Annotated in this window: 28 protein-coding genes and 1 pseudogene; 15 read left to right on the top strand and 14 right to left on the bottom strand. The window is 65.6% G+C overall.

Annotation, left to right across the window (positions count from 1 at the left end):
* Window positions 1-110: 110 nt before the first annotated feature.
* The 4 genes from FLO80_RS20630 to FLO80_RS20645 form a co-directional block, all read right to left on the bottom strand.
* Complete coding sequence (locus FLO80_RS20630; protein ID WP_146611027.1) at window positions 111-845, bottom strand: DNA-primase RepB domain-containing protein; 735 nt, start codon at window positions 843-845, stop codon at window positions 111-113.
* Between the two features lie 140 nt (window positions 846-985).
* Window positions 986-1,246 carry a helix-turn-helix transcriptional regulator gene (locus FLO80_RS20635; protein ID WP_111364923.1) on the bottom strand — a complete coding sequence of 87 codons (261 nt, stop codon included), beginning with the start codon at window positions 1,244-1,246 and terminating at the stop codon, window positions 986-988.
* 212 nt (window positions 1,247-1,458) lie between these two features.
* A complete protein-coding gene (locus tag FLO80_RS20640) occupies window positions 1,459-2,679 on the bottom strand; it encodes a tyrosine-type recombinase/integrase (protein WP_111364921.1) in 1,221 nt (406 codons plus the stop codon).
* 350 nt (window positions 2,680-3,029) lie between these two features.
* Window positions 3,030-5,021: a TonB-dependent receptor domain-containing protein gene (locus FLO80_RS20645; protein WP_111364918.1), complete on the bottom strand. Its 1,992-nt coding sequence runs from the start codon at window positions 5,019-5,021 to the stop codon at window positions 3,030-3,032.
* A 223-nt stretch (window positions 5,022-5,244) separates the two neighbouring features.
* Here FLO80_RS20645 and FLO80_RS20650 point away from each other — a divergent pair, with 223 nt between their 5' ends.
* The 9 genes from FLO80_RS20650 to tolA are packed head-to-tail and all read left to right on the top strand — an operon-like array spanning window position 5,245 to window position 11,834.
* A complete protein-coding gene (locus FLO80_RS20650) occupies window positions 5,245-6,297 on the top strand; it encodes a hemin-degrading factor (RefSeq protein WP_246156768.1) in 1,053 nt (350 codons plus the stop codon).
* A complete protein-coding gene (locus FLO80_RS20655) occupies window positions 6,294-7,160 on the top strand; it encodes a heme/hemin ABC transporter substrate-binding protein (protein ID WP_111364916.1) in 867 nt (288 codons plus the stop codon). The genes FLO80_RS20650 and FLO80_RS20655 overlap by 4 nt, the downstream gene beginning before the upstream one ends.
* Window positions 7,161-7,164: 4 nt before the next feature.
* Window positions 7,165-8,244: a FecCD family ABC transporter permease gene (locus tag FLO80_RS20660; protein WP_111364913.1), complete on the top strand. Its 1,080-nt coding sequence runs from the start codon at window positions 7,165-7,167 to the stop codon at window positions 8,242-8,244.
* 3 nt (window positions 8,245-8,247) lie between these two features.
* Window positions 8,248-9,033, top strand: coding sequence for a heme ABC transporter ATP-binding protein (locus tag FLO80_RS20665; RefSeq protein ID WP_111364910.1), 786 nt, complete (start codon window positions 8,248-8,250; stop codon window positions 9,031-9,033).
* Window position 9,034: 1 nt separating this feature from the next.
* A complete protein-coding gene (locus tag FLO80_RS20670) occupies window positions 9,035-9,409 on the top strand; it encodes a VOC family protein (RefSeq protein WP_111364907.1) in 375 nt (124 codons plus the stop codon).
* A 5-nt stretch (window positions 9,410-9,414) separates the two neighbouring features.
* A complete protein-coding gene (locus FLO80_RS20675; RefSeq protein ID WP_111365024.1) occupies window positions 9,415-10,131 on the top strand; it encodes a MotA/TolQ/ExbB proton channel family protein in 717 nt (238 codons plus the stop codon).
* A 9-nt stretch (window positions 10,132-10,140) separates the two neighbouring features.
* Window positions 10,141-10,518, top strand: a complete 378-nt coding sequence (locus FLO80_RS20680) for an ExbD/TolR family protein (RefSeq protein WP_111364905.1) — start codon at window positions 10,141-10,143, stop codon at window positions 10,516-10,518.
* Window positions 10,519-10,524: 6 nt separating this feature from the next.
* On the top strand, window positions 10,525-10,905 hold the full coding sequence (locus FLO80_RS20685; RefSeq protein WP_111364902.1) for an ExbD/TolR family protein: 381 nt from the start codon (window positions 10,525-10,527) through the stop codon (window positions 10,903-10,905).
* Window positions 10,906-10,907: 2 nt separating this feature from the next.
* Window positions 10,908-11,834 (top strand): energy transducer TonB, encoded by a 927-nt coding sequence (tolA, locus tag FLO80_RS20690; protein WP_111364899.1) that lies wholly within the window; start codon window positions 10,908-10,910, stop codon window positions 11,832-11,834.
* Window positions 11,835-11,936: 102 nt separating this feature from the next.
* Here the strand turns inward: tolA and FLO80_RS20695 are convergent, their stop codons facing one another.
* Window positions 11,937-12,278, bottom strand: a complete 342-nt coding sequence (locus FLO80_RS20695) for a DUF2794 domain-containing protein (protein ID WP_111364896.1) — start codon at window positions 12,276-12,278, stop codon at window positions 11,937-11,939.
* Window positions 12,279-12,626: 348 nt separating this feature from the next.
* On the opposite strand from FLO80_RS20695, the gene FLO80_RS20700 reads away from it, so the two are divergent.
* Genes FLO80_RS20700 through FLO80_RS20720 form a run of 5 tightly spaced genes read left to right on the top strand, consistent with a single transcriptional unit; the run spans window position 12,627 to window position 17,750 of the window.
* A complete protein-coding gene (locus FLO80_RS20700; protein ID WP_111364893.1) occupies window positions 12,627-13,412 on the top strand; it encodes a lysozyme family protein in 786 nt (261 codons plus the stop codon).
* The gene (gene flhA / locus FLO80_RS20705) at window positions 13,409-15,481 is read left to right on the top strand and encodes a flagellar biosynthesis protein FlhA (RefSeq protein WP_111364890.1); all 2,073 of its coding nucleotides are present in this window, start codon (window positions 13,409-13,411) and stop codon (window positions 15,479-15,481) included. The genes FLO80_RS20700 and flhA overlap by 4 nt, the downstream gene beginning before the upstream one ends.
* Entirely contained in the window at window positions 15,478-16,242 is a 765-nt protein-coding gene (locus FLO80_RS20710; protein ID WP_111364887.1) for a flagellar biosynthetic protein FliR, read from the top strand. The genes flhA and FLO80_RS20710 overlap by 4 nt, the downstream gene beginning before the upstream one ends.
* A 3-nt stretch (window positions 16,243-16,245) precedes the next feature.
* On the top strand, window positions 16,246-17,337 hold the full coding sequence (locus tag FLO80_RS20715) for an EscU/YscU/HrcU family type III secretion system export apparatus switch protein (RefSeq protein WP_111364884.1): 1,092 nt from the start codon (window positions 16,246-16,248) through the stop codon (window positions 17,335-17,337).
* Complete coding sequence (locus tag FLO80_RS20720; protein WP_111364881.1) at window positions 17,334-17,750, top strand: hypothetical protein; 417 nt, start codon at window positions 17,334-17,336, stop codon at window positions 17,748-17,750. The genes FLO80_RS20715 and FLO80_RS20720 overlap by 4 nt, the downstream gene beginning before the upstream one ends.
* A 55-nt stretch (window positions 17,751-17,805) precedes the next feature.
* On the opposite strand, the gene FLO80_RS20725 is transcribed toward FLO80_RS20720, so the two are convergent.
* From FLO80_RS20725 to FLO80_RS20765, 9 genes are read right to left on the bottom strand one after another with little or no spacing between them, the layout of a single operon-like run.
* Entirely contained in the window at window positions 17,806-18,297 is a 492-nt protein-coding gene (locus FLO80_RS20725; protein ID WP_111364878.1) for a flagellar basal body-associated protein FliL, read from the bottom strand.
* Window positions 18,298-18,315: 18 nt separating this feature from the next.
* Complete coding sequence (gene flgH, locus FLO80_RS20730) at window positions 18,316-19,089, bottom strand: flagellar basal body L-ring protein FlgH (RefSeq protein ID WP_111364875.1); 774 nt, start codon at window positions 19,087-19,089, stop codon at window positions 18,316-18,318.
* An 8-nt stretch (window positions 19,090-19,097) separates the two neighbouring features.
* A complete protein-coding gene (flgA, locus tag FLO80_RS20735; RefSeq protein WP_111364872.1) occupies window positions 19,098-19,514 on the bottom strand; it encodes a flagellar basal body P-ring formation chaperone FlgA in 417 nt (138 codons plus the stop codon).
* Window positions 19,514-20,299, bottom strand: a complete 786-nt coding sequence (flgG, locus tag FLO80_RS20740) for a flagellar basal-body rod protein FlgG (RefSeq protein WP_111364869.1) — start codon at window positions 20,297-20,299, stop codon at window positions 19,514-19,516. Before flgG ends, flgA begins: the two co-directional genes overlap by 1 nt.
* 11 nt (window positions 20,300-20,310) lie before the next feature.
* Window positions 20,311-21,021 (bottom strand): flagellar hook-basal body complex protein, encoded by a 711-nt coding sequence (locus FLO80_RS20745; protein ID WP_111364866.1) that lies wholly within the window; start codon window positions 21,019-21,021, stop codon window positions 20,311-20,313.
* A 2-nt stretch (window positions 21,022-21,023) separates the two neighbouring features.
* Window positions 21,024-21,290: a flagellar biosynthetic protein FliQ gene (locus FLO80_RS20750; RefSeq protein WP_439328725.1), complete on the bottom strand. Its 267-nt coding sequence runs from the start codon at window positions 21,288-21,290 to the stop codon at window positions 21,024-21,026.
* Window positions 21,291-21,302: 12 nt separating this feature from the next.
* On the bottom strand, window positions 21,303-21,617 hold the full coding sequence (gene fliE, locus FLO80_RS20755; protein ID WP_111364861.1) for a flagellar hook-basal body complex protein FliE: 315 nt from the start codon (window positions 21,615-21,617) through the stop codon (window positions 21,303-21,305).
* A 22-nt stretch (window positions 21,618-21,639) separates the two neighbouring features.
* A complete protein-coding gene (flgC, locus tag FLO80_RS20760; RefSeq protein ID WP_111365021.1) occupies window positions 21,640-22,035 on the bottom strand; it encodes a flagellar basal body rod protein FlgC in 396 nt (131 codons plus the stop codon).
* 8 nt (window positions 22,036-22,043) lie between these two features.
* Window positions 22,044-22,430, bottom strand: a complete 387-nt coding sequence (locus tag FLO80_RS20765) for a FlgB family protein (RefSeq protein ID WP_111364858.1) — start codon at window positions 22,428-22,430, stop codon at window positions 22,044-22,046.
* An 86-nt stretch (window positions 22,431-22,516) separates the two neighbouring features.
* Between FLO80_RS20765 and fliI the strand changes: the two are divergent.
* A pseudogene (gene fliI, locus FLO80_RS20770) lies at window positions 22,517-22,913 on the top strand (flagellum-specific ATP synthase FliI); the annotation flags it as partial.

Genomic DNA, 22,913 nt, shown 5'->3' on the forward strand with positions numbered 1-22,913 from the left:
AGAATGCCGTAACGGCGCAGGCGATGACCAACCGGCCCAAAGCCCTCCCGGAGCTGTCCGGGAATTAGCGAAATGACTGTCCGGGATTTACCGAAACGCGTGTCCGGAAATTACTGAAATGCTTGTCCGGGAATTACTGAAACCCGCATCAGGCCGCCTAGCTCAACGCACGGGCCACCGGCGGCGGGCGTGGCCTTCGCCACCTGCGCCTCGGGGAAGTCGGCCAGCCGGTAGGTGCGCGACCATTCCGCATCCACGACGCTTGCGAGCCGGGCAACGCGCCCCTTCTTGCGCTTCTTCTCGTTGGGCCAGTTCACGGTCCCGGGGAGGCGCATCAGGCGGTCGATGTTGTGGCAGGCGTCCGCCTGTAAGTCGGCCTCAATCCTCTGGTTCCGGTTCTCAATCGGCAGGTGGCGGCTTTCGTCATCTGCTGCGCCGGACAGGGGCAGAGCTTCTTCCAGACGCCAGAAGGCTTGGTATCCGCCGCCGCTATCAACGATGGCCGTGGGCGCGGGGCTGTAGGCCCGCAGGATCCGCAGCGCCCGCTCGCGTTCGGCGTCCAACTCCTCGCCCGGGCGCGGGTCCACGTCCACATGCAGGCCGGTTGCGGCGGCGAGGTGCGTCTTCTTGGGCTTGCTGGTCGCCGGTCCGAAGGTCTCGTTCACCGTGAAGTAGAGGTTCCAGCGCCCGCCGCTGTGGTCGTGGATCCACTTCCGCACCGCGCCGGGGTCGGCCAGCGTCACCGTCCGGGTTGCGCCGCCCTCGGGTGGGATCGCCGTCAGGACCCAAGGCCCACCCGGACGCCAACCCTCAAGGAAGGTCACGGCCTCCTCGGGGTTCGGCAACAAGTCTCCGGCCTCGCCCCGGCCACTCCCGCCCGCTATACTCGGGTCACAGGGTTGATGATGGCGGTTCTGTTCAAGGGTCCTGTCTTCCTGAGCGCCCCCGGTCCCCCGGCTGGGGGCGTTTCCTTTGTCCATCGCACTCATTCGACCGCACCCCCGGCTTCAACCCAGGTACGCACGTCTTCAGTGCGGTAGCGGATGCTGTGTCCCACCTTCACGAAGGGAGGGCCGACACGCTTGGCGCGGTAAGCCTCCAGAGACTTGGGCGAAAAGCCCGTCATCTGGGAAACCTGCTCAGCGGTCAGGTACTCGGGGGAGACGGGCACACGCCCGCGTGGAAGGTCACGGAGGATGCGCGCGGTCACGGCCTCCGCGATGGCTTCAATCGTCTGTTGATCCATTGTCGTCACCAAACAACAGACCGCCTGCGGCGGGCGGACGGTTCAGTGACAGGCCCATGTGAGTTGTTTGCTCACCTACCGGTTGGCCCGCGCCCCTCGCTCTCGCGGGGCGCTCCCCATGCGCGGCACCCCCGGTGAGCCGACACGGTTTCCTAGTCTTGCCCCTAAGCTACCCCTTTGGTCGCCAGTTGGGAAACCCTCTTTCTCCCTATTCAACCCGCAATCTTTTGTTGTTCGGGTTCCAGCAGGGCGAAGATCGCGGCGGTCATGCGCTCCTGCTCCGCAAGCAGCGTGTCGAACAGTGCGCGCTCGTGGATGTAAACCCCGTCGATGCCCGGCACGGTGTGATCTAGCAGGAGCCGGGCGTTCACCTTGTCGACACCGACACCCTGCGCAACCGTCCGGTAGGTGTGGCGGAGGATGTGGCCGGTGTCACTGGGCAGCGCCTTCTCCTTCCAGACCTGCGTTGCGATCACCTCGCCCGTCTTGCTCGACCGGGTGGGGAACAGCCATTCGGACTTCGGGAACAGGACTGCGCCCGTCACAAGGATGCGCTCCGCCACCTCGACCATGTGCCCAGACAAGGGCAAGTCGAAGCTCCGGCCCGACTTCATCCGGGGGATGGAGATTGCCCGGTCAGCCGTCCGCACCCAGTCACGGCGCAGGGACACGAGGGTGCCGGGGCGCAGGCCGGAGAGGAGCCCGAGCGTGTGCATGTCCCGGCGCAGCGGGTTCCGCAGGGCCTGTATCTTTGCCCACCAGTCCGGCAGGTCCTCGGGCATGATGACGCGGTTGCTCGACCGCTCCTTGTTGAAGGTCACCGCCGCCACCGGGTTCCCGGGCAGGGCGTCCGGGTCATCGACCACCTTCAGGGCGAAGTTGTAGGCAGCCCGGAAGTCGCGCAGCGTCTTGTTGGCGGAGGGGCCGCCGTGGTCTCGCGATATGCGCCGGTGTTCCTCGCGGGCCATGCTGCGCTTGATCTCTGTGAGGGGCGTGTCGGCCCAGCTGGAGAGGTAGCGGTTCAGCCGGTCCAGCATGTTCTCCACCGACCGCTCCGCGCAGTCCCGGGCGCGCATGTCGGCAATGTACTCCTCGTACAGGCGGCGCACGGTCCATGTGCCCGCGTCGGCGGCGGCGTCGGGGGGCGGGGCGTTGGGGTCGATGCCCTGCCTGATCTTCTCGATCACCGCGAGCGCCCGGCTTCGTGCATCGTCCAGCGTCATCTCATCCGTGCCCCCGAGCGTGTGGCGGACGGTCTTGACTAGCACCTTGCGCCCGCGCTGCCCCTGCCAGAGGTCGCGCTGCACCTTGTAGGATTTTCCCGTTTTGTTCACCGCCACCATCAGGCCCGTCACCTTGGCGTCCCGCACTGTTGTGGGCTTGCCCTCGAACTTGAGCCCCTTGATGAGCCCCTCTGTCAACTTCTCTGGCATCCCGCATCTCCTCTGCGAACCGTGTGCTGCCCGAAGCTCGAACCGTTTCCGAACCGGGTGGGGATAGGGTTCGCTCGGGCTGTCGGGGGCTAGCGTAGCCTCAAAGCGCTGTTTAGGCTAGCGTTTCAGGGGTGTCGCGGGGTGGAGAGGGTTGGGGCCTCTCGCCTCCTAAGGGGCAGGTTGCAGGTTCGAATCCTGCCAGGGTCACCAAAAACACCTGAAAAATACGGCGATTTGTCAGAGGCTTGCACGGGTCGAAGCAGAAACGGGGGGCGAATGACGGCGTGATCAGGAGGAATAAGGGGGGGCGAGCCGGGCGGTTCTGTGTCCGCCCGGCTTTTCTTGTTGGTTCAGAACGTCTTGGCAAGCGTGAACTTGATGGTCCGGCCCGGCGCCTTGCGGGTGGCCAGGTGCGGCGTGTAATCGAGGTCCAGGAGATTTTCGACACCTACGCGCAACTCGGTCCCTTTGAGCACACCGCTTTGCGGACGATAGGTTCCGCGAAGATTGTGAACCACGTTCGAAGGTGTCGGCGTGGTGGCGCGCTTCATCCTGGCGTTGGCGACCACTTCCCAGCTCAGGTCAAGCTCTTCCTGCCATCTCTTGCCGACGGTCAGACGCAGCTGATTCGCCGGGATGCCGCGCCAGTATCCGCCCGGCGCGGGAGCGGTTTCCCGTCCACGCTGGATATTGGCGTTCAGGTCCATGTACAGCCCCGAGGACACGCTATAGGCCGCTTCAAGCTCGAGACCCTCAAGCTCGATATCCGTGACCGGCATCATGGTCGCGGATGTATAGGAGGTGACATCCCAAACCTTTGTCTTGTAGGCCGTCGCCTTGAACGACAGATCGTCGCCCGGCGTGAACACGTCCAGCCGGTCATAAGAAAAGCCCAGTTCGACCGTGCTCGCTTTTTCGCTTTGCGTCATGTAGGCCGGGGTCGTCATATCGTCGATGATCGGCAGATTCTCGGTATAAGCCAGCGAGCCGAAGACCGCGAAACCGTTGCCGATCCTGTAATGCGCCGAAACCCCGCCCATCAACGCATCATTGGTGTATGAGGCGGTGTCATTGCTGATATTCTGGGTTTCATAGCGCAGCGCCGGGGTCAGGGTCAGCCGCTCACCGATGCTCATGTCATCGACCACGAACAGCGCGATCCGTTCATCCGTTCCGCCGGGGGCCGAGGACGCATCACGGCGTTTCTTGTGCTTGAATTCCACCCCTGCGCGCAGGTTGTGGAACACCGTGCCGGTCTCGAACCGTGCCGTGTTCTTGAACGTCAGCTTGGTCGTTTCATACCGGTGATCGGCATTGACCAGCGGCAGCAGACGCGGAAAGGTCGGTGTGCCTTCGAGCGGCGAACTGCCCGGAATATAGCTCTGCTCGATCTTCTGGTCGGCGTAGGACAGGATCACATCCAGATCGACCATGTCGTTTCCGACAGGGTTGTAGTTGTAAGCCAGAGTCGCCGTGCGTTGGTGCGTCTTCCGGTCGACATTCCCGAAACTTCCACCCGTTGTCATGAAGCTGTCGTAGGGCACGTCCTTGTCGTCCGACGCTGTTTCGGTGATCGAGAAGCTGAGCGAGTGATCACCATCGCCAAAGGTCTTCTTCGCCTTCAACTGCCAGCTGGGCAGCTCGAAGCTCGAATTGCCGATAACCGCACCCGAACCGTCAACCTGCTCATCCTGGGTCGCATAGGTGAAATTGCCCAGAACCTCGAAATCGTGTGTCGGCTGCCACGCCATTATGGTCGAGCTGGTCGTCCCGTCGCCATTGGTCGAGAATTGCAGCGTCTGGCGCAATTTGAACCCCGGAACGCCGCCCGTGAAATCCGAGGCATCCTTGGTTTCGAGCCGGACAAGCCCACCGATCACGCCCGAGCCGTATTCGAACGTGCCCGCCATGCCACGGATCACCGTCACCTGCTTGTAAAGCGCGGGGTCGGTAAAAAGCTGGGTGCCTATGCGATAGAGTTCCTCGGCCCCCACATCGGCGTCATCGACCTGGATCAGCACCTTCTGGTCGCTGCCATAGGTCGAGTTCGCGCCAAAGCCCCGGATATTGATTCCCGAACCCTGCGGCGACTGCCCGTTGATCAGCGTCACCCCCGGCACCGAATCGGTCAGTTCGGCAATAGTGCTGGCCTGCCGGTCCTCGATCTCATCCTGGTCGACATTGGTTTCCGAGCGGGCGGTGTCGGTCCTGACCTCGCGCTTGCTCTTGCCGAGGACCACCTCGTCCAGTTCGGTCACAGTATCCTGAGCCGTGGCCGGCAAGGCCCAGATTGTCGCGGCGCCCAGCATAAGCGCCGCCCTCACAGTGCGGTTCACGCGCATTCCTATCCCCTTCCAATCCTCACGACGGTTCGGGCTGGCACGGGGCTGGCTGCGTTCGTGGTGTTCGTCGATCCCGATAATGGGAGACTTGCATTCGCTAATTAAACCAACTATTTTTGTCAACATTGAAGATCGAACTTCGATCCCAACGCACCAGCAAGCGTGGCATTCCAGCCACCAGCCAGACGCACCCCAAACATCGTGACGAAAAAGGAGAGCCGTCTTGGCCGAACCAACCGTGATTTCCGCGCCTGACATCAAGGCCGCGCGCATGGAGAACCCCAAAATGCGCGACCGCGATCTGGCCGACAAGCTGGGCATTTCCGAGGCCGAGCTCGTGGCTGCCACGCTGGGCGAAACCGCGACACGAATCGTCGCCGACCCGGACCGGATCATGCCCGCACTTACCCGGTTGGGCGAGGTCATGGCCCTGACCCGCAATGAAAGCTGCGTGATCGAAAAGGTGGGCCACTATGACAATTACACTTCGGGCGAACATGCCGCGATGATCGTGAACCAGGAAATCGACCTGCGCATCTTTCCCAATCACTGGGTCCAGGGCTTTGCCATCGAACAGGAAACCGAACGTGGGATGCGTCGCACGATCCAGGTTTTTGATGCCGCGGGCGATGCGGTCCACAAGGTTTTTCTGCGCGACGGATCAAATGCCGATGCATGGGCCGGGGTCGTCGAGGAACTGCGACTCGAAGATCAATTCGACGCGCCCGAAATCGTGCCGCGCAAACCGGTTGAGCCCGCCAAGGGGCGTCCCGATCAGGCCGAACGGTTGCGCGCCGAATGGGACAAGCTGACCGACACGCATCAATTCCTGATAATGACGCGGCGGCTCAAGATGAACCGGCTGGGTGCCTACCGCGTGGCCGGGGCGCCCTATGCACGGCGGCTCGCCCCCGGCGTGATCGACACGCTGCTGAGCAAGGCCGCTGAAACCGCCATCCCGATCATGGTTTTTGTCGGCAATGCCGGTTGCATCGAAATCCATACCGGGCCGGTCAACCGGATCGTCGAGATGGGGCCATGGATCAACGTGCTCGATCCCGGCTTTGACCTGCATCTGCGCCGCGATCACGTGGCCGAGGTCTATGCCGTGACCAAATCGACCCGGCGGGGTGATGCCATCTCGGTCGAGGCGTTCGACTCGGCGGGCGGGCTGATTGCGCAGTTCTTCGGCGTGCTGCGCGATGAAGGTGCGGCGCAGGCATGGAGCGCGCTGGTCGCGGATCTTGCAACACTGGACGCAGAGGTGACCGCATGACCCGGGTTCATCCGTTTTTCTGGGCACAGGTCGCCCTGTGCCTTGTTCTCTCGCTTTTCCTGATCAGCACGGCGCGGGCAGAATCGCCGCAGCGGATCGTGTCGGTCGGTGGTGCGATCACCGAAATCGTCTATGCCCTTGGCGAAGAGGCCCGGCTCGTCGCACGTGACACCACGTCGAACCATCCCGAAGCGGCGCTGGACCTGCCCGATGTGGGGTATATCCGGCGGCTGTCGCCCGAGGGTGTCCTCTCGGTCGATCCCGACCTGATCCTCGCGCAGGAAGGCGCAGGCCCACCCGAGGCATTGGAGATATTGCACGCCGCGGCGGTTCCGGTGATCGAGATCCCCGAGGGATTTACCGCATCGGCGGTCACGACCAAGATCACTTCCGTGGCCGAGGCACTGGGCGTACCGGAAAAGGGGGCGCAACTCGCGGCGCAGATCGGCAACGATCTCGAGGCCGTGCAGGCCGAAACTAGCGGCGCTGCGGGCAAATCCGTCCTCTTCATCCTGTCGATGCAAGGGGGCCGGGTGCTGGCCGGGGGGCAGAACACCGCGGCCGATGCGATCATCACGCTGGCCGGGGGTCGGAACGCCGCCACCGGCTTCGAGGGCTACAAGCCGCTGACCGACGAGGCGATCACGGAAAGCGGCGCCGAGATCATCCTGATGATGGACCGGACCGGCGATCTGGGCGTGACCGACGAGCAGCTTTTCACCCATCCCGCCATCATGGCCACGCCAGCAGGTCAGTCGCGGGCGGTGGTCCGCATGGATGGCATGGCGATGCTGGGCTTTTCAGTGCGCACGGCCGAGGCCGCCACGGCGTTGTCGCGCGCCCTGACCCAAGCGGGCGGCTAACGCGATGAGCCTTGCAATGCAGGACATCGAAGCTGCGGCCCACCTGCCGGGCGATCGCAGCCGTCAGGCACGCGCCCTGTCGGGCCTGTTGCTGGTGCTGCTGGGATTTGCGGCGCTTCTGAGCCTTGGCACGGGAGCGTCGGGCGTGTCGCTGGGGGCTGCGGCGAAAAGCCTTGTGACCGCGCAGGAACTTTCCCCCCGTGACCGGATCGTCCTGTTTGACATCCGGCTGCCGCGCATGGTGATGGGGGTGCTTGTCGGGGCCGCGCTGGCCGTGTCCGGGGCGGTCATGCAGGGGCTTTTCCGCAATCCGCTGGCCGATCCGGGCCTTGTGGGGGTCAGTGCCGGGGCCGGGCTGGGGGCGATCACCGCGATCGTGCTGGGCGGGCTTCTGCCCGCATCCGCCGCGGCCCTGTTCGGCTATTACCTCGTGCCGGTCGCCGCCTTTTTCGGGGGCTGGGCGACCACGCTGATCCTTTACCGGGTGTCGACCCGGCGCGGGCGGACATCGGTGGCCACGATGCTCTTGGCGGGGATCGCGCTGGGTGCGCTCGCGGGCGCGGTGCAGGGTATCCTTGTTTACGTTGCCGATGACGCTCAGCTGCGCACCCTGACCTTCTGGGGCATGGGGTCGGTTGCCGGAGCGACATGGTCCAAGGTGCTGGCCGCCGCGCCACTGATCTGTCTGGCGCTGGCCACCGCACCCTTTCTCGCGCGCGGTCTTAACGCGCTGGCCCTGGGCGAGGCGGCGGCGGCGCATATCGGTATTCCCGTGCAGCGGCTCAAGAACACCGCGATCCTGATGGTTGCCGGTGCGGTCGGGGCCGCCGTGGCGGTGAGCGGTGGCATCGGTTTCGTGGGAATCGTCGTGCCGCATCTCCTGCGTCTCGTCGTGGGGCCGGATCACCGTTTCCTGCTTTTGAACTCGGCGCTTCTCGGGGCGGCGCTGCTGCTTTGTGCAGACGTGATCAGCCGTACGATCATTGCCCCTGCCGAATTGCCCATCGGTATCGTCACGGCGGTGCTGGGCGGGCCGTTCTTCCTGTGGATTCTGCTGCGGCAACGCGGCCTTCTGGATATGTGAACGATGCTGGACGCACGACAGATCACCGTTGATTATGGCCGCACGCGCATCCTGCACGCGGTCGATTTTACCGCCTGGCCGGGGCGCGTGGTGGCGATTGTCGGCCCCAACGGATCGGGCAAGACCACGCTCATGCGCGCGCTGACAGGAGAAGCGGAATACGGTGGGCAGGTTACGCTCAGCGGGCATGACATCGCTGCCGCCAAACCCTGGGATCTGGCCGCGATCCGGGGGGTTCTGCCACAGGCGACGCCCCTGGCCTTTCCCTTCACCGTGGTCGAGGTCGTGCGGCTGGGGCTGAGCCGTGGTGTTGCCGCCGCCGATACCGGCCTGATCGGACAGGCGCTGGCACGGGTTGGTCTTTCGGGCTTCGAGGGGCGCTTCTACCAGGAACTGTCGGGCGGAGAACAACAACGTGTGCAACTGGCCCGGGTTCTGGCGCAGGTCTGGCAGCCGGTCGAAAACGGCACGCCACGCTGGCTGTTCCTGGACGAACCGGTTTCAGCGCTCGATATCGGCCATCAGCTTCAGGTCATGCAGATCGCACGCGATTATGCCGATGCCGGGGGCGGTGTGGTGGCCGTGATGCATGATCTGAACCTGACCGCGATTTTTGCCGATCAGGTCGCCCTGATCAGTCGTGGCCACATCCTCGGCCAGGCAGCGCCCGCCGACATCCTGCGCGATGACCTTCTCAGCCGCGCCTATGACTGCGCGGTGCGGGTCAACACGGCCCCTGCATCGGGCACCTTCATCCTGCCCCATGCGGCCCGAATGGCGGCCGAATGACATGAGCGATCTTCTGGCCATACCGATCCTTCTGTCGCCCGACATCGAGGCGACCACGGATTTCGCCCGCTCCTGTGGTTTTGACGTCGAGAGTTTCGGCGACTACGCCATCCTGCGTGGCCACGGTATCGAGCTGCATTACGCCCACACCACGCGCCCCGATGTCTGCGCCCATACCAGTTGCTACATTCGTGGTGGCGGGATTCTCGCCCTTCACGCGACATTGCGCAGCCTCGGCGCCCGGCGGCTCTCGGACATTGCCAGCCGCCCGTGGGGGATGACCGAATTCTACCTGCATGACCCACATGACAACCTGCTCAAGTTCGGGATGAGCACCGACGAATTGCCCGCCGGGCACAGCTTTCCAGAAGGATGATGACGATGGACATGCTCGCAAGTCTGAGCAACGGTTTTGCGCAATGGAATGAGATCCAGGATTTCCTGGCGCGCGGCGGTCCTGCGATCTGGGCGATTGCCGCGCTGTCGGTCCTGACGCTGGCCCTGATCCTGTGGAAGATCTGGCGGCTGATCCTGATGGGCGCCTGGGCCGGGCGCCGCACCGAAGCGGCGGTCAGGCTGTGGGAGGATGGCTTTGCGCAGGATGCCCGTGCCGCGCTGTCACGCCGCCGCTCGCTACGCGCGATCGTGGCGCATCGGGCGATGCAGGCACGGCTCGGCGGAGATTTCAATGACACCACCGCGCGCGAGGAAATCCGGCGCGTTGCCAGCCGCGAGTTGGCCCGCGCCCGCGCCGGGCTGCGCGCGCTCGACCTCATCGCGACGATTGCGCCTTTGCTGGGGCTGCTTGGCACGGTTCTTGGCATGATCACGGCCTTTCAGACGCTGCAGGAGGCCGGGTCGCGCGCCGACCCGGCGGCACTGGCCGGCGGTATATGGGAGGCGCTTTTGACCACCGCCGCGGGCATGGCGGTCGCAATCCCGGCCGGTGTCGCGCTAGCCTGGTTCGAAAGCGTGGCCGACAACGCCCAGCGCGACATGGAGGATGCGGCAACCCGCATCCTGACCCGCGACCCGCACCGGCGGCACGCTTCCGCGACGGACACCGACGCAACCACAGTCACCGCCGCCGCCGAGTGAGACCAATCCATGCTGCTCGCCCCGCCACCCGCCCGACGCAAACCCAGCCTTACACCGATGATCGACGTGGTGTTCCTGCTGCTGGTGTTCTTCATGCTGGCCGCCCGTTTCGGTCAGGATGTCGAGATCGACCTGCCACTCGCCGCCGCGTCCGACCAACCCTATGAGGGACCGCCACGCCTTGTTGATATTCACCCCGGCGGGCTACGGCTCAACGGGATCGAAACCGACATGGCCGCTCTGCTGCCCGAACTGGGCACGATGATGCTTTCGCATAGCGATGCCATCGTCCTGCGCCCGCGCGACAAGGCCGATCTGCAACGCGTGGTCGAGGTGATCGAGACGCTGTCCAACGCGGGGTACCAGACCCTCGTTCTGGTGGAGTGACCCGTGATGCTGCTGCACCCGCCCCCGAAACGCCGCACGCGCGAAAGCGTCGTGCCGATGATCAACGTGGTCTTTCTGCTGCTCATCTTCTTCCTGATGACGGCCCAGATCGCGCCGCCCGATCCCTTTGACCTCACCCTGCCCGAATCGAGCGCCGAGGCCCCGGCCGAGGGGCAGCAGACCCTCTATATCTCGGCCGATGGCGAGATGGCACTGGGCGATCTGCGGGGCGAAGCGGTGTTCGACGGGGTGTCCGCCCTGGCCGAAGGCGAGGCCCTGATGATCCGGGCCGATCGCGGGGTCGACGCCGGGAAGATCGCCGCGCTGCTTCCCCGGCTGGCCGCCCAAGGGGTGCGCCGCGTCAAGCTTGTCTCGGGGATGCGATAGCGATGCGGACATATTTCGAAGGGTCGCTTTTTCTCGGGCTGGCACTCACCGCGCATCTCGCGGTCTGGCCGCCGGCCCCCGAATCCGGGGTCGAAGGGGCGGGCGAAAGGGGTGACGCTCTCTTGTCGGTGCAGGCGTCGAATGCCAGCATCGCAACGCTGGTCGAAACATGGGACAGCCCGCCCGAGTTGACAACGGAACCAGAAAGCGCGCTGCCGGAACCGCGCGATGTCGCGATGATGGCGCCCGAGATGCCGACGACGTCCGAAACCCGGGCGGCCCCGACCGCCGTTCAGCCGCCGAAACCGCTGATCGTGCAACCCGATGTCCCGGCGTTGCCCGGCTATCAGCCCCCGCCACCGGCGCCACCCGAACCCAGCGCCGAGACGCCGCCAGAGACGGAGACCACCACCCGCCCCACAGCGGATATCCGTCCCGTGGCGCGACCGGTGATGCCTCCGGAGCCAGAGGCCGATCCCAAGCCGGACCCCGCCGCGAAACCTGCCAAGGCGCCAGAGAAAGCCCCTGAAAAACCAGAGAAAAAAGCCTCCACGGCCTCGGCCACCTCAACCGCGCGCAGGGCGCAGGGCACGGGCGGAAGCGGGGCGCGGGGCGATGCGGGGCAGGCACAGGTTGCCACGCTGTCCACGTCGCAGCGCCAGTCGCTCATGACCCAATGGGGCGGGCAGATCCGGGCGCGCGTGGCGCGTCGCGCGCCGCAGGGGGCGGGGCGGGGGACGGCGATCGTGACGATCTCGGTCTCGGGCAGCGGTGCGCTTCTCGGGGTGAGCCTTGCCAAATCATCGGGCAACCCGCGGATCGACAAGCTGGCGATTGCCGCGGTGCGCAATGCCGGGCAATTCCCGGCGGCCCCGGCGAAACTGGGCGTGAAATCGCATCGCTTCAACCTGCCGGTGAAATCGCGGTGAGTGACAGCCAGCGACATGATGTCCGGATGTATTTCACTGCAATATCAACGACTTGATGCTTTGGCGACGATCACGACAAGATGGCGGCGGCGTGGTTGAACGTCACTCGACCACGCGGATCAGCTTGCGTTCGAGAACCCGCAGGACGGCGCGCAGGTCATGGCCGCGTTTGAGGATCTGGCCATCCATCCCGACGACGCAATATTGCCCCTGCCGATTGCGCAATTTCGGCCTTTTTTCAATACGATAGAGCGGATGTTCGGCGGTGCGGCGGAACACCGAAAAGACCGCCGCATCGCGCAGGCAGGAGATGCCGTAATCGCGCCATTCGCCCGCTGCGACCATGCGCCCGTAGAGCGACAGGATCACGTTCAACTCGCTTCGATGGAAGGCCACCTGCGACGGTTGCGACCCGGGAAAGGGCGAGGGATCCTGCACGGTCATGGGTGCGAGTTTGCGCCCGATCCCGGGATGAAATCAAGCCCGTTTCGCGATCGGCCCCGGGGGCACCGTCCCGCGAGGTTAACGGCGGGCCGGGCCTGTCGATGTGGGGGGTGATCTCCGGCTGTTGCCCGGCTGTTATGCGTACACCGCCGCAATGCAGCGAAATCGGGGGGCAAAACGGTTAACGCGGCGCGCGCTGCGGTTCGTTGTCAGCACCCTCGCCCGGAAATCCGCGCGGCGGTTGAACCTTCGTTAACCCCGGCTTGCTAGCACTGTGGCGAGACACCCGCCACGGGCCGCGCCGGGCCGGGAGTCGCGAGAAGAATTCTCACGCCGGAAGGTCGGGACATGGGTGCCAGAACGGACATGATCTACGGTTTGAGCCGGGCGCTGGCCCGGTTGGGGCTTGCCCTCGTCGCGGCGGGCTGGCTGTGGCCGGTCCCGGCGCTGGCGGCTGGACAAGCGATCTGCGAGCGCGCGGGCGTGATCGCGGCGCAGGAACACGGCATTCCCGCCGCCGTTCTGAGGGCGATCACCCGCACCGAAACCGGGCGCGCGCGGCACGGGCGGCTTTCGTCATGGCCGTGGACCGCGAACGTGGCGGGCAAGGGATACTGGTTCGACAACCGGGACGAGGCGCTGCGCTTTCTGCGCGAGCAGGTTGCCACGGGCCAGCGGAATTTCGATGTCGGCTGTTTCCAGGTCAATTACCGCTGGCATCGCCACGGCTTTGCCTCGCTCGACACGATGATCGACCCGATGGTGAATGCCCGTTACGCGGCGCGGTTCCTGGGCGAGCTTTACGGCGAAAAGGGCAACTGGAGCGATGCGGTGGGGGCCTATCATTCGCGCACACCCGAACATGCGCGCCGCTATCTCAAGACCTACAAGGTGCATTTCGCCGCCGTCACGGCGGGGGGCGAGGATGCGACCACCCCGCAGATCGCCGACCCGATGATGATGACGCGCGAGAGAGAGCCTGAACGCGCGCGCGTCAATACCTATCCGCTTTTCGTTTCGGCCACGTCGGGCACCCCGGCACGGGGTGGATCGCTCGTCGCGGCAAGCATCGCGGGCGGGGGGCGGCCATTCCTGTCGATGCCGGGCATGGCCGGGCGGGGGGCCGCCGAATGATCCGCAACATCTTCCAACCCACCGTTCTCCTGGCCATGGCGTTGATGGCGATCATCGTGATGATGATCCTGCCGATGCCCGCATGGGTGCTCGATTCCGGGCTGGCCGTGTCCTTTGCGCTGGCGATCCTCGTGTTCACGATCACGCTTTTCATCCAGAGCCCGCTGGAATTCTCGTCCTTTCCGACGATCCTGCTCGCTTCGCTCATGTTGCGGCTGTCGCTCAATGTCTCGTCCACCAAGCTCATCATCGGCGAGGGCCATAGTGGCACGGGCGCGGCGGGTGACGTGATCGCGGGCTTTGCCGAGTTCGTGATGGGCGGCAACATGTTCCTTGGCCTCGTGGTCTTCGGGGTGTTGCTGATCGTGAATTTCATGGTCATCACCAAGGGCGCGGCGCGCATGGCCGAGGTCGGCGCGCGCTTTGCCCTCGACGGGATGCCGGGCAAGCAGTTGGCCATCGATTCCGACATGTCGGCGGGCGCGATCGACCATACCGAGGCCAAGGCGCGGCGCGAGAAGGAACAGCTTGAAACCACGTTCTTCGGCTCGCTCGACGGGGCGTCGAAATTCGTCAAGGGCGATGCGGTGGCAGGGCTCCTGATCACCATCCTCAACCTCGTGATGGGGCTGGCGATGGGGGTTCTGGTGCATGGCATGGCGCCGGGCGATGCGTTCGAGGTCTATGCCATCCTGACCGTGGGGGACGGGCTGGTCTCGCAGATCCCGGCGGTGATCATCTCGATCGCTTCGGCGCTGCTCCTGGCGCGGGGCGGGGCCACGGGGGCGACGGATTTCACCCTGTTCACGCAGCTTGGCAATTACCCGCCCGCGCTGGTCGCGGTGGGGGGGCTGATGATGCTGTTCGCGCTGTTTCCCGGCCTGCCCTTCGTGCCGTTTTTCATCGGCGCGGTGACATTGATCGGGATCGGCCTCATGCTGATGCGGCGCCGCGCCGCCGCCGACGCGGCACCGGAGCCGATGCCCGACGCCAAGCCGCACGAGAGCACGATCGGGGATCTTCTGGATCTCGATGACATCCATGTCGAGTTTGCCAGCGATCTCGTCAACATGGTGCTCGATCCGGGCAACGGGCTCGATGCGCGGATCGCCAACATGCGCAACCATGTGGCGCGCAGCTTTGGCCTCGTCATCTCGGAAATTCGCCTCACCGACGCGCCGTCGCTGCCGCGCGGCACCTACGTGATCAAGATCCACGGGGTCGAGCAGGTGCGTTCGGAATTGCATCCGGGCAAGATTCTCGCGCTCGAACCCGAGGGGGCGGGTGGCACCGAGATTGCCGGTATCCGGGTGGAGGAGCCGGTTTACGGCGCGCCCGCGAAATGGATCGACCCGGAGGATCAGGAAAAGGCGATCATGCACGACATGACGACGGTCACCCCGGTCGAGGTTCTGGCCACCCATCTGCTCGAGACGATCAAGCGCAATCTCAGTCGGTTGTTGACGCTGAAGGCGTTGCGGCGGCTGCTTGACGAGATGGTCAACCTGTCGAGCCCGGCGCGCAACGAGGCCAACAAGCGCCTGTTGCAGGAGCTTGTGCCCGACAAGGTGCCGACCGATCTCATGCAGGCGGTGCTGCGGCTTTTGCTGGACGAACAGGTGTCGATCCGCAACCTGCCGCTTATCCTCGAAGCGATTGCCGAAGGCCGCGTGCGCCATGGCCAGCCCGAGGCGATCTGTGAATTCGTGCGCCAGAAGCTCGGGTTTCAGCTTGTCGCCGGGCTGCGCCGCGCGGACGGGACCTTGCCGCTTGTCCAACTCGCGCCGGATTGGGAGGACACGTTCACGACCTACCAGATCGGTGAAGACGGCGACGGTGCCGACGTGGCGCTACCGCCGGACGTGTTCAACCGGCTGACCGAGGCGGTGTCGAAGGCGGTGTCGGATGCGGCGGCGGCGGGGAATTATCCGGCGCTCATCACCTCGGTGCGGCGGCGGCGGTTCCTGCGCACCCTGCTCAAGGCGCGGTCGATCCCCAACCCGGTGCTGTCGTTCGAGGAGGTCGGGGTCGAGGCGCGCCCGGCGCTGGTCGGGACGGTCGCGGCATGACCGCTGACCTCACGCGGCTGATCGAGGCGTTGGCGCAGGACGGGCTGGCGCTGGGGCTGGTCTTTCTGCGGGTCGGGCCGGTGGTGGCGCTGATGCCCGGCTTTGGCGAAAGCGCGATCCCGATGCGGGTCAAGCTGGCGCTGGCGCTGGCGATGACGCTGATCGTGGGGCCGGGCGCGCCGACCGCGTGGCCCGGGGACGATGCCGCGATCGCGTCGGTCTTCGTCTCGGAGACGGTGAACGGGCTGGCGCTCGGGATCGGGCTGCGCAGCTTTGTCTTCGCGCTCCAGATCGCGGGCACGATCGCGGCGCAGGCAACTTCGCTGTCGCAGATCCTCGGCAGTGCCGGGGCCGAGCCGATGCCCGCGATGGGCCAGACGCTGACCATGGCGGGGCTGTGCCTTGCGGTGATGGCGGGGCTGCATGTCGAGGTCGCCGTTTACCTGCTCGGCTCCTATGACTACCTGCCTTTCGCGCGCTATCCGGCGGGCGCCGACCTTCTCGACTGGGGCAGCGCACTCTTGGCGCGGGCGTTCTCGCTCGCCTTCACGCTGGGGGCGGTTTTCCTCATCATCTCGACGCTTTACAACCTGACGCTCGGCGTCATCAACCGGGCCATGCCGCAACTGATGGTCGCCTTTGTCGGCGCCCCGGCGATCACGCTGGCCGGGGTTGCGCTTCTCTATCTCTTCGCGGTCACGGCGATCACCGTCTGGCACGACGCGCTGCGCGGATTTCTTGCGGCGCCGTTCGGAGGCTGAGCGATGAGCGGCGATGATGACGGCGCCACGAAACGCCACGACCCGACGCAAAAGAAGCTCGACGATGCGCGCCGCAAGGGCGAGGTGCCGAGGTCGCTCGACCTGGCGGCGGCGGCGGGATATGCTGGGCTGCTGATCTGTTTCTGGGCGCTGGGCGAACCGGCGGTGATGCAGATCGGGGCAAGCCTTCAGAGCCTCATCGCGAATGCCGGGGCGCTGACCCGGCCGGGGCTGGAGGCGCAGGGGGCCTGGGCGATGCGGACCGCGATCGCCGAGACCATCGGCATCCTTGCGGGTTGGTTCCTGATCCCGGGGCTGTTCGTCGTGCTGGCCCTGCTGGCACAGCGCGGTTTCGCCTTCAGCCCGGAGAAAGCGCAATTCAAGCTGTCGCGCATATCGCCCATTCAGAACGCCAAGAAGAAATACGGGTTGAGCGGGCTGTTCGAATTCATCAAGAGCTTCGTCAAGCTGGTGATCTATTCCACCATCCTCGGGCTTTTCCTGCACGCCAATCTCGACCGGATCGGCACCACGCTGATGACCGGGCCGGGGCCTGCGACGCTCTTGCTGGCGCAGATCATGATGGAGTTCCTGCTGATCATCGTGCTCATTGCGCTGGCCATCGGGTTCATCGACCTGATGTGGCAACAGGCCGATCACATCCGCAAGAACCGGATGTCCGACAAGGAGTTGCGCGACGAGCACAAGGAAACCGAGGGCGATCCGCACATGAAACAGGCGCGCCGGGAAAGGGGCCAGCAGATCGCGGCGAACCGGATGCTGGCCGATGTGCCGGGCGCCGACGTGGTGATCGTCAACCCCACGCATTTCGCCGTTGCCCTCAAATGGGACCGGCGGCGCGGCACCGCCCCCACCTGCGTCGCCAAGGGGCAGGACGTGATCGCGAAACGCATTCGCGACTTGGCCATCGAGGCGGGCGTGCCGATCCACAGCGACCCGCCCACGGCGCGGGCGCTGCATGCCACTACCGAGATCGGACAGGAAATCGCCCCCGAGCATTACCGCGCCGTCGCCGCCGCCATCCGGTTTGCCGACGGGTTGCGGCGCCGGGCGCGGGGGAGCGTGACGCCATGAGCGACGAGGACGGGCTGGCCTGGCTGACCGATGCGGGGTATCGCGCCGAGCTTGCGAAATTCGAGGCGCTGGCGGCGACCGAACGCAGGCTCAAACGCTATCTCGACGAATTGAACGACCTTGGCGCGGCGGCCGATCCGGGCACGGCCCTCAGCATGAGCCTGTCGGGATTTGATCGCGGCTGGCAACGCTGGAAGGCGATGAAACGGTCGGAAACCAACCTGCGGCTGGCCGAGATCCGCGCCCGTAAGGCACAGGCCGCCACGATCCTTACCCACGCCTTTGCGCGCAATGACGTGGCGCAGGGGTTGCGGGACCGTGCCCGTGCCGGGCGGGCCCGCAAGGCGGCGGTGAAGCAGATGGAGACGCTTCAGGATCAGGCGATCATGGCGGCGTTGTCGACGCGGCGCTGATCGTCGGCTTGGCCAATCCGCCGCGCGTGTCGGTCGGGGCGCGCCGGGTCGCGGTTCAGTTGTCCTGTCGCACGATGTCGATGATCAGGATGTCGGAAATCAGATCGCCAAGCGCGTATTGCGCCGCCTCGCGCAGGCTGCTGCGCAGATCATCGAGATTGCGCGCACTGGTGAACGCGCCGCGAAAGCCGCCCCGGTTGGCATGGGCAAACAGCTCTTGCAGGAAGACATCGCGCACCTTGGGCTCCATCAGGTAGAGCCGTTCCTTTTGCCCCGAGGGAATCTCGACCCCGAGGGTCAGAACCACCAGCGACATGACCTTTTCGCCCTCGACCACCGGCACGATGAACTGGTTGTTGAGCTTGATGTAATCGCGCGCCTGCGCGGCGGAATCGTGCGCGCCGACCGATCGCGCAGGCTCCGGTTCGGCGCTGGGGGTCGGGGCGGTTTCATCCGCGGGCGGGTCGGGGCGCAGGTAGAGGCCGCCGCCAATACCCGCGCCCATCCCGATGGCGAGCAGAAGAAGTGGGATGAGCATCTTGAGCATGTCCGGTCCTCGCGCCCCCTAGAACGGCAGGACGATATCGAGCATCTGCTGCCCGTATCGGGGTTGCTGCATGTCCGAGATCTGGCCCCGCCCGCCATAGGAGACGCGCGCCGAGGCGATCTTGTCATAGGTGATCTCGTTGCGGCGCGAAATGTCCTCGGGGCGCACGAAGCCCGAGACCAGAAGCTCGCGCAACTCGTAATTCACGCGCACCTCCTGGCTTCCGGATATGGCCAGCACGCCGTTGGGCAGGATCTCGGTCACCGTGGCCGCGACCCGCAGGGTGAGCTTTTCGTTGCGCCGCACCGAGCCGTCGCCATCCGAGCGCGAGGTCGAGTTGATCGATACCGCGTCGTCCATCGAGGCGCCGTCAGGCAGTTTCCGGTCGACGCGTTGCGGCAGGCCGAACAGGCCCGGCAGAGACAGGCTCTCCGAGCCGCTGCGCGCGCGCGAGCTCTTGTTGGAGATCTCGGCCTTCTCGTCGATCTCGATCACGACGGTGAGGATATCGCCCCGCTTGGCCGCGCGCCGATCACCCAGGAGCGAGCGTTGCCCGGCGCGCCAGAGCGAGGATTCGGTGGTCGCGGTGGACCGTTCCGCATGCATCGGCAGGCCGGGAAAGAGCATCGCGACATGCTCGGGATTGCCAAGCTCGCGCGTTTCGGAAAAATCCGGCGCCTTGCCGAGATGATCGCCCCGGCCACAGCCCGCAAGCGCAATGGCGAGACCGAAAGCGGCGGCGGTTTTCGGCGCGCGGCCAAGAATCAGGCGACATGGGGTTTGGGGTTTCATCTCTATCCTCACTGAACCAGCACCGTGCCATCGGGGCGCACGACCCCCATGACGATGTTGCGCGACGCGGTGTTCATCACCTTGATCATTTCGCCCCTGCCCGCCCGGTCAAGTGCCCGGCCCTCGGCCCGGATTTCCAAACCGCCGCGCGAAAACACAAGCAAAACCAACTGGTTGCGCTCAACCATCGCCGGGGGGCCGACATCGCGGGGCCGGATCGCGCGGCCCGGGTAAAGCGCCACACGCGCCTCGAGGCCGATGACGTCGTCAACGCTGTCGAACCCCTCGACATCGGGCAGCGCGCGCAGCGTGAGGTCGCCCGGTGCGATCACCGATTGCGGGCGGATGGTGTGGGCCGGGACCACGATATCGGCTGGAACCGGCGTGGCCAGCAGGGCAGACAGGAGGGCGATCACGCTGCGCATCACCGCACCTGTGTCGTCGCGCCGAGCATCTGGTCGGCGGCCGAGATGATCTTGGCGTTCATTTCATAGCCGCGCTGGGCCTCGATCAACTCGGTGATCTCGCGCACCGGGTCGACCGAGCTGTCCTCGAGATAGCCCTGCCGCAACGTGCCCAGCCCGTCCTGCCCCGGGGTCGAGACGACCGGCGGGCCCGAGGCTTCGGTTTCGGTAAAGAGGTTCGAGCCGCGCGCTTCGAGCCCGTTGGGATTGGTGAAGCCGACAAGGTTGAACTGGCCCAGGAGCTGCGCTTCGGCGGCATCGTCGAAATAGGCGTAAATCTCGCCATCGGCGTTGATCGCGATCGAGCGCGCGTCTTGCGGAATGGCGATATCGGGCGCGACCGGGAAGCCGTCGGAGGTCACGATGAGCCCGTCGCCCGAGCGTTTGAGCCCACCATCGCGGGTATAGGCCGCCTGCCCCGAGGGCAGCGTCACCTCGATAAACCCGGGCCCGTCGATGGCGAGGTCGAGATCGCCGCCCGTGGCCGAAAGCGAGCCCTGCGCGAGATGCATGGAAACGGCGGCGGGGCGCACCCCGAGGCCAAGCTGCACGCCGGTGGGCAGCACCGTGCCATCGGCCGCGTTGATCGTGCCGGGCCGCACCATCTGTTGATAGTGCAGGTCGGCGAACTCGGCCCGGCGGGCGTTGTAGCCGGTGGTGGACATGTTCGCGAGGTTGTTCGAGATGGTCTCGACCCGCATCTGCTGGGCGGCCATGCCGGTGGCCGCGATTGTCAGTGCCCGCATGTCATCATCCTTTACTTGATCAGGGTTTTCATCGCCTCGCGGAGGCGTTCGTTCTCGGAGTCGAGAAAGCTTTGCCCAAGCTCATAGGCGCGCTGCACCTCGATCATCCGGGCGACCTGTCCGATCGCGTTGACGTTGGAATTTTCGAGAAACCCCTGCACGATGCGTCCCGCCTCGGACGGCTCGATCCCCGCTTCGGAGCGGAACAGCACGCCACCCTCGCGGATCATCGCCATGGGCTCGACCGGCAGGTAAAGGCCGATCTGGGCCAGGGGGCGGCCGCCCGCGCTCATCGTGCCATCGGCGGCGAATGAAAGGTCGGTGGCGTCGGGCGGCACGAAGATCGGCGCGCCGCCCGCATCGAGAACCCGCAACCCGTCGGGATTGACCAGCTCGCCCTCGGCATTGGTGGTAAAGCTGCCCGCACGGGTCAGGCGGTCGCCCTGCGGGGTGTCGAGCAGGAAGAAGCCCGCGCCCTCGATCGCGAGATCGAGCCGCCCGCCGGTTTCGCCCAGCGCGCCCTGCAGCATCGAGGTGTTATGCGCCGTCGCCCCGGACATCGACAACGCGGGCTGACCGTTCAGGGCCGCAACGTGTTCGGAAAAGATCAGCCCCTCCTGCCGATAGCCGGTGGTGGCGGCATTGGCGACATTGTTGGCCACGATCTGCATTTCACGCATCAGCCCGGACTGGCGCGACAGGGTGACATATCCGGTATCCATTTTCAGCCTCCGGCAATGAGCGGCACGATGGCCTGTTGAAAGAAATCGACCAGCGTCTGGGCCATGAAGCCCATCGACACCCAGAACACGCCGACGATGGCGGCGAGTTTCGGCACGAAGGTGAGCGTCATTTCCTGAATCGAGGTGAGCGCCTGGAACAGGCCGACGATGACCCCGGCGAGGAGCGCGACGGTCAGGATCGGGAAAGAGGTGATCACCGCCACCCAAAGCCCCTCGCGGAGCGTGTCGAAAAAGACGGCCTCGTCCATCACGCGGCGGCCCTAGACCGGCATCCGCAGGATTTCCTGATAGGCCTCGACGATCTTGTCGCGCACGGTGACGACGGTTTCGACCGCGAGTTCGGTCTCGGCCAGTGCATGGACGAGCGCGTGCGGATCGGCGCCGGTGGTCATCGCGGCCTTGGCCAGATCCTCGCTCGCGCGCAGGGTCTCGGTGAAATCGCGGAGCGCGCCGCCAAAGGCGCCCCCGGCCTCGCCCGGGCGCATCTGCGCGCCACCGGCCTGCCCCGGTTGGGGGTCCGTCGCGGGGCGAAGACCGGCATAGTTCCTGGCGGCATTGAGAGCGTTGATATCCATTCTGGATCTCCTTCTTTCGGGTTTACCTGCGCAACAGGTCGAACAGGCTGCTCGACATTTGCCGGGCCTGGTCGAACATCTTGAGATTCGCCTCATAGCTGCGCTGTGCTTCGCGCGCGTCGGCGATCTCGATCACCAGATCGACATTCGATCCGGCATAATGGCCGCTGTCATCGGCCAGCGGGTGCCCCGGGTCATAGACCTGTTCGGGCGCGCGCGGGTCGAGCGAGACGCGCCCGGTCTCGACCCGGCCGACCCCGCCCGACCCGCCGGCAAAGACCGTCTCGAACGGGATCGTCTTGCGCCGGTATCCGGGCGTGTCGGCATTGGCGATATTCTCGGACACGTGGCGCAGGCGCTGCGCCTGTGCCCTGAGCCCGCTGGCCGAGACGTCGAGGGAGTTGGAAAATTCGCCCATGATCCGCGTCACCCCTTGCCGAGGCTGGCGCGCAGCACGTTGAGACCCGAGCGATAGATCGCGATCGCACGGTCATGCTGGCGCTTGACCTCGACCGCCTTGAGCGTCTCTTCCTCGATGGTGACGCCGTTGCCGTTGGGGTCGTTCTGACGGCCGGTTTCGACGATTGCCGGGGCGGCGGGGCCGGTGGCGCCATGCAGATGCCCCGCCCGCGTTCCCCGCAGGCCAAAGCCGTCGGCCTGCGCCGCGAGCGTGTCGGCGAAAGACACGGTATCGCGGGCCTTGTAACCGGGCGTGTCGGCATTGGCGACATTCTGCGCCACGACCGCCTGCCGCGTTCCGGCATGGGTGGCCAGCGCCCGGGCCAGTTGGAAATAGTCGATCTTTGCAAGCATCGGGGCTTCTCCCTCGATTGGTTTCAATCAAGGCTTAACCCCGATTCCTTTAGAAACGGTTTTCAGATGATCAATGGAGCGTTCGCATGTCCCATCCCGGCCTGACCCGTATCACCGAGCAAATCCGCGGCCTGCGCGCCGTGCACCCGGTTGGGCGCATCAGTGCCGTAAATGGCGGGCTTTTGCATATCGGCGGGGTGCAGGGCGCGGCGCGGATCGGTGACCGGATGCGGGTGATGCGCCGGGGCGCGCCGCCGCTTGACGGGGAGGTTCTGCAACTGAGCGCGGATCACGCCGTCATCCTGCCCGAATCGGCGCCTGACGGTGTGTCGCTGGGGGATCGGGCGATCCTGCACGAGGCGGGCACGATCTCGCCCGCGGATGACTGGATCGGGCGGGTGATCGACCCTTACGGCGCGCCGCTCGACGGGCGGCCGCTGTTGCGCGGGGGGGCCGCGCGGCCGTTGCGCGCATCGCCCCCGG

The organism is Aquicoccus porphyridii (genome assembly GCF_008369105.1).
Lineage (GTDB): Bacteria > Pseudomonadota > Alphaproteobacteria > Rhodobacterales > Rhodobacteraceae > Aquicoccus > Aquicoccus porphyridii.

Coding starts and splice junctions, on each gene's coding strand:
- flgG (WP_111364869.1), bottom strand. CDS start 20,299: ATGCGGGCACTGACAATCGCGGCCACCGGCATGGCCGCCCAGCAGATG.
- FLO80_RS20765 (WP_111364858.1), bottom strand. CDS start 22,430: ATGCTTGCAAAGATCGACTATTTCCAACTGGCCCGGGCGCTGGCCACC.
- FLO80_RS20710 (WP_111364887.1), top strand. CDS start 15,478: ATGACCGCTGACCTCACGCGGCTGATCGAGGCGTTGGCGCAGGACGGG.
- flgC (WP_111365021.1), bottom strand. CDS start 22,035: ATGGGCGAATTTTCCAACTCCCTCGACGTCTCGGCCAGCGGGCTCAGG.
- FLO80_RS20665 (WP_111364910.1), top strand. CDS start 8,248: ATGCTGGACGCACGACAGATCACCGTTGATTATGGCCGCACGCGCATC.
- flhA (WP_111364890.1), top strand. CDS start 13,409: ATGATCCGCAACATCTTCCAACCCACCGTTCTCCTGGCCATGGCGTTG.
- FLO80_RS20670 (WP_111364907.1), top strand. CDS start 9,035: ATGAGCGATCTTCTGGCCATACCGATCCTTCTGTCGCCCGACATCGAG.
- FLO80_RS20685 (WP_111364902.1), top strand. CDS start 10,525: ATGCTGCTGCACCCGCCCCCGAAACGCCGCACGCGCGAAAGCGTCGTG.
- FLO80_RS20700 (WP_111364893.1), top strand. CDS start 12,627: ATGGGTGCCAGAACGGACATGATCTACGGTTTGAGCCGGGCGCTGGCC.
- FLO80_RS20660 (WP_111364913.1), top strand. CDS start 7,165: ATGAGCCTTGCAATGCAGGACATCGAAGCTGCGGCCCACCTGCCGGGC.
- FLO80_RS20640 (WP_111364921.1), bottom strand. CDS start 2,679: ATGCCAGAGAAGTTGACAGAGGGGCTCATCAAGGGGCTCAAGTTCGAG.
- FLO80_RS20695 (WP_111364896.1), bottom strand. CDS start 12,278: ATGACCGTGCAGGATCCCTCGCCCTTTCCCGGGTCGCAACCGTCGCAG.
- flgH (WP_111364875.1), bottom strand. CDS start 19,089: ATGAAACCCCAAACCCCATGTCGCCTGATTCTTGGCCGCGCGCCGAAA.
- FLO80_RS20645 (WP_111364918.1), bottom strand. CDS start 5,021: ATGCGCGTGAACCGCACTGTGAGGGCGGCGCTTATGCTGGGCGCCGCG.
- FLO80_RS20655 (WP_111364916.1), top strand. CDS start 6,294: ATGACCCGGGTTCATCCGTTTTTCTGGGCACAGGTCGCCCTGTGCCTT.
- FLO80_RS20715 (WP_111364884.1), top strand. CDS start 16,246: ATGAGCGGCGATGATGACGGCGCCACGAAACGCCACGACCCGACGCAA.
- FLO80_RS20725 (WP_111364878.1), bottom strand. CDS start 18,297: ATGCTCAAGATGCTCATCCCACTTCTTCTGCTCGCCATCGGGATGGGC.
- tolA (WP_111364899.1), top strand. CDS start 10,908: ATGCGGACATATTTCGAAGGGTCGCTTTTTCTCGGGCTGGCACTCACC.
- flgA (WP_111364872.1), bottom strand. CDS start 19,514: ATGCGCAGCGTGATCGCCCTCCTGTCTGCCCTGCTGGCCACGCCGGTT.
- fliE (WP_111364861.1), bottom strand. CDS start 21,617: ATGGATATCAACGCTCTCAATGCCGCCAGGAACTATGCCGGTCTTCGC.
- FLO80_RS20635 (WP_111364923.1), bottom strand. CDS start 1,246: ATGGATCAACAGACGATTGAAGCCATCGCGGAGGCCGTGACCGCGCGC.
- FLO80_RS20745 (WP_111364866.1), bottom strand. CDS start 21,021: ATGGATACCGGATATGTCACCCTGTCGCGCCAGTCCGGGCTGATGCGT.
- FLO80_RS20720 (WP_111364881.1), top strand. CDS start 17,334: ATGAGCGACGAGGACGGGCTGGCCTGGCTGACCGATGCGGGGTATCGC.
- FLO80_RS20750 (WP_439328725.1), bottom strand. CDS start 21,290: ATGGACGAGGCCGTCTTTTTCGACACGCTCCGCGAGGGGCTTTGGGTG.
- FLO80_RS20675 (WP_111365024.1), top strand. CDS start 9,415: ATGGACATGCTCGCAAGTCTGAGCAACGGTTTTGCGCAATGGAATGAG.
- FLO80_RS20680 (WP_111364905.1), top strand. CDS start 10,141: ATGCTGCTCGCCCCGCCACCCGCCCGACGCAAACCCAGCCTTACACCG.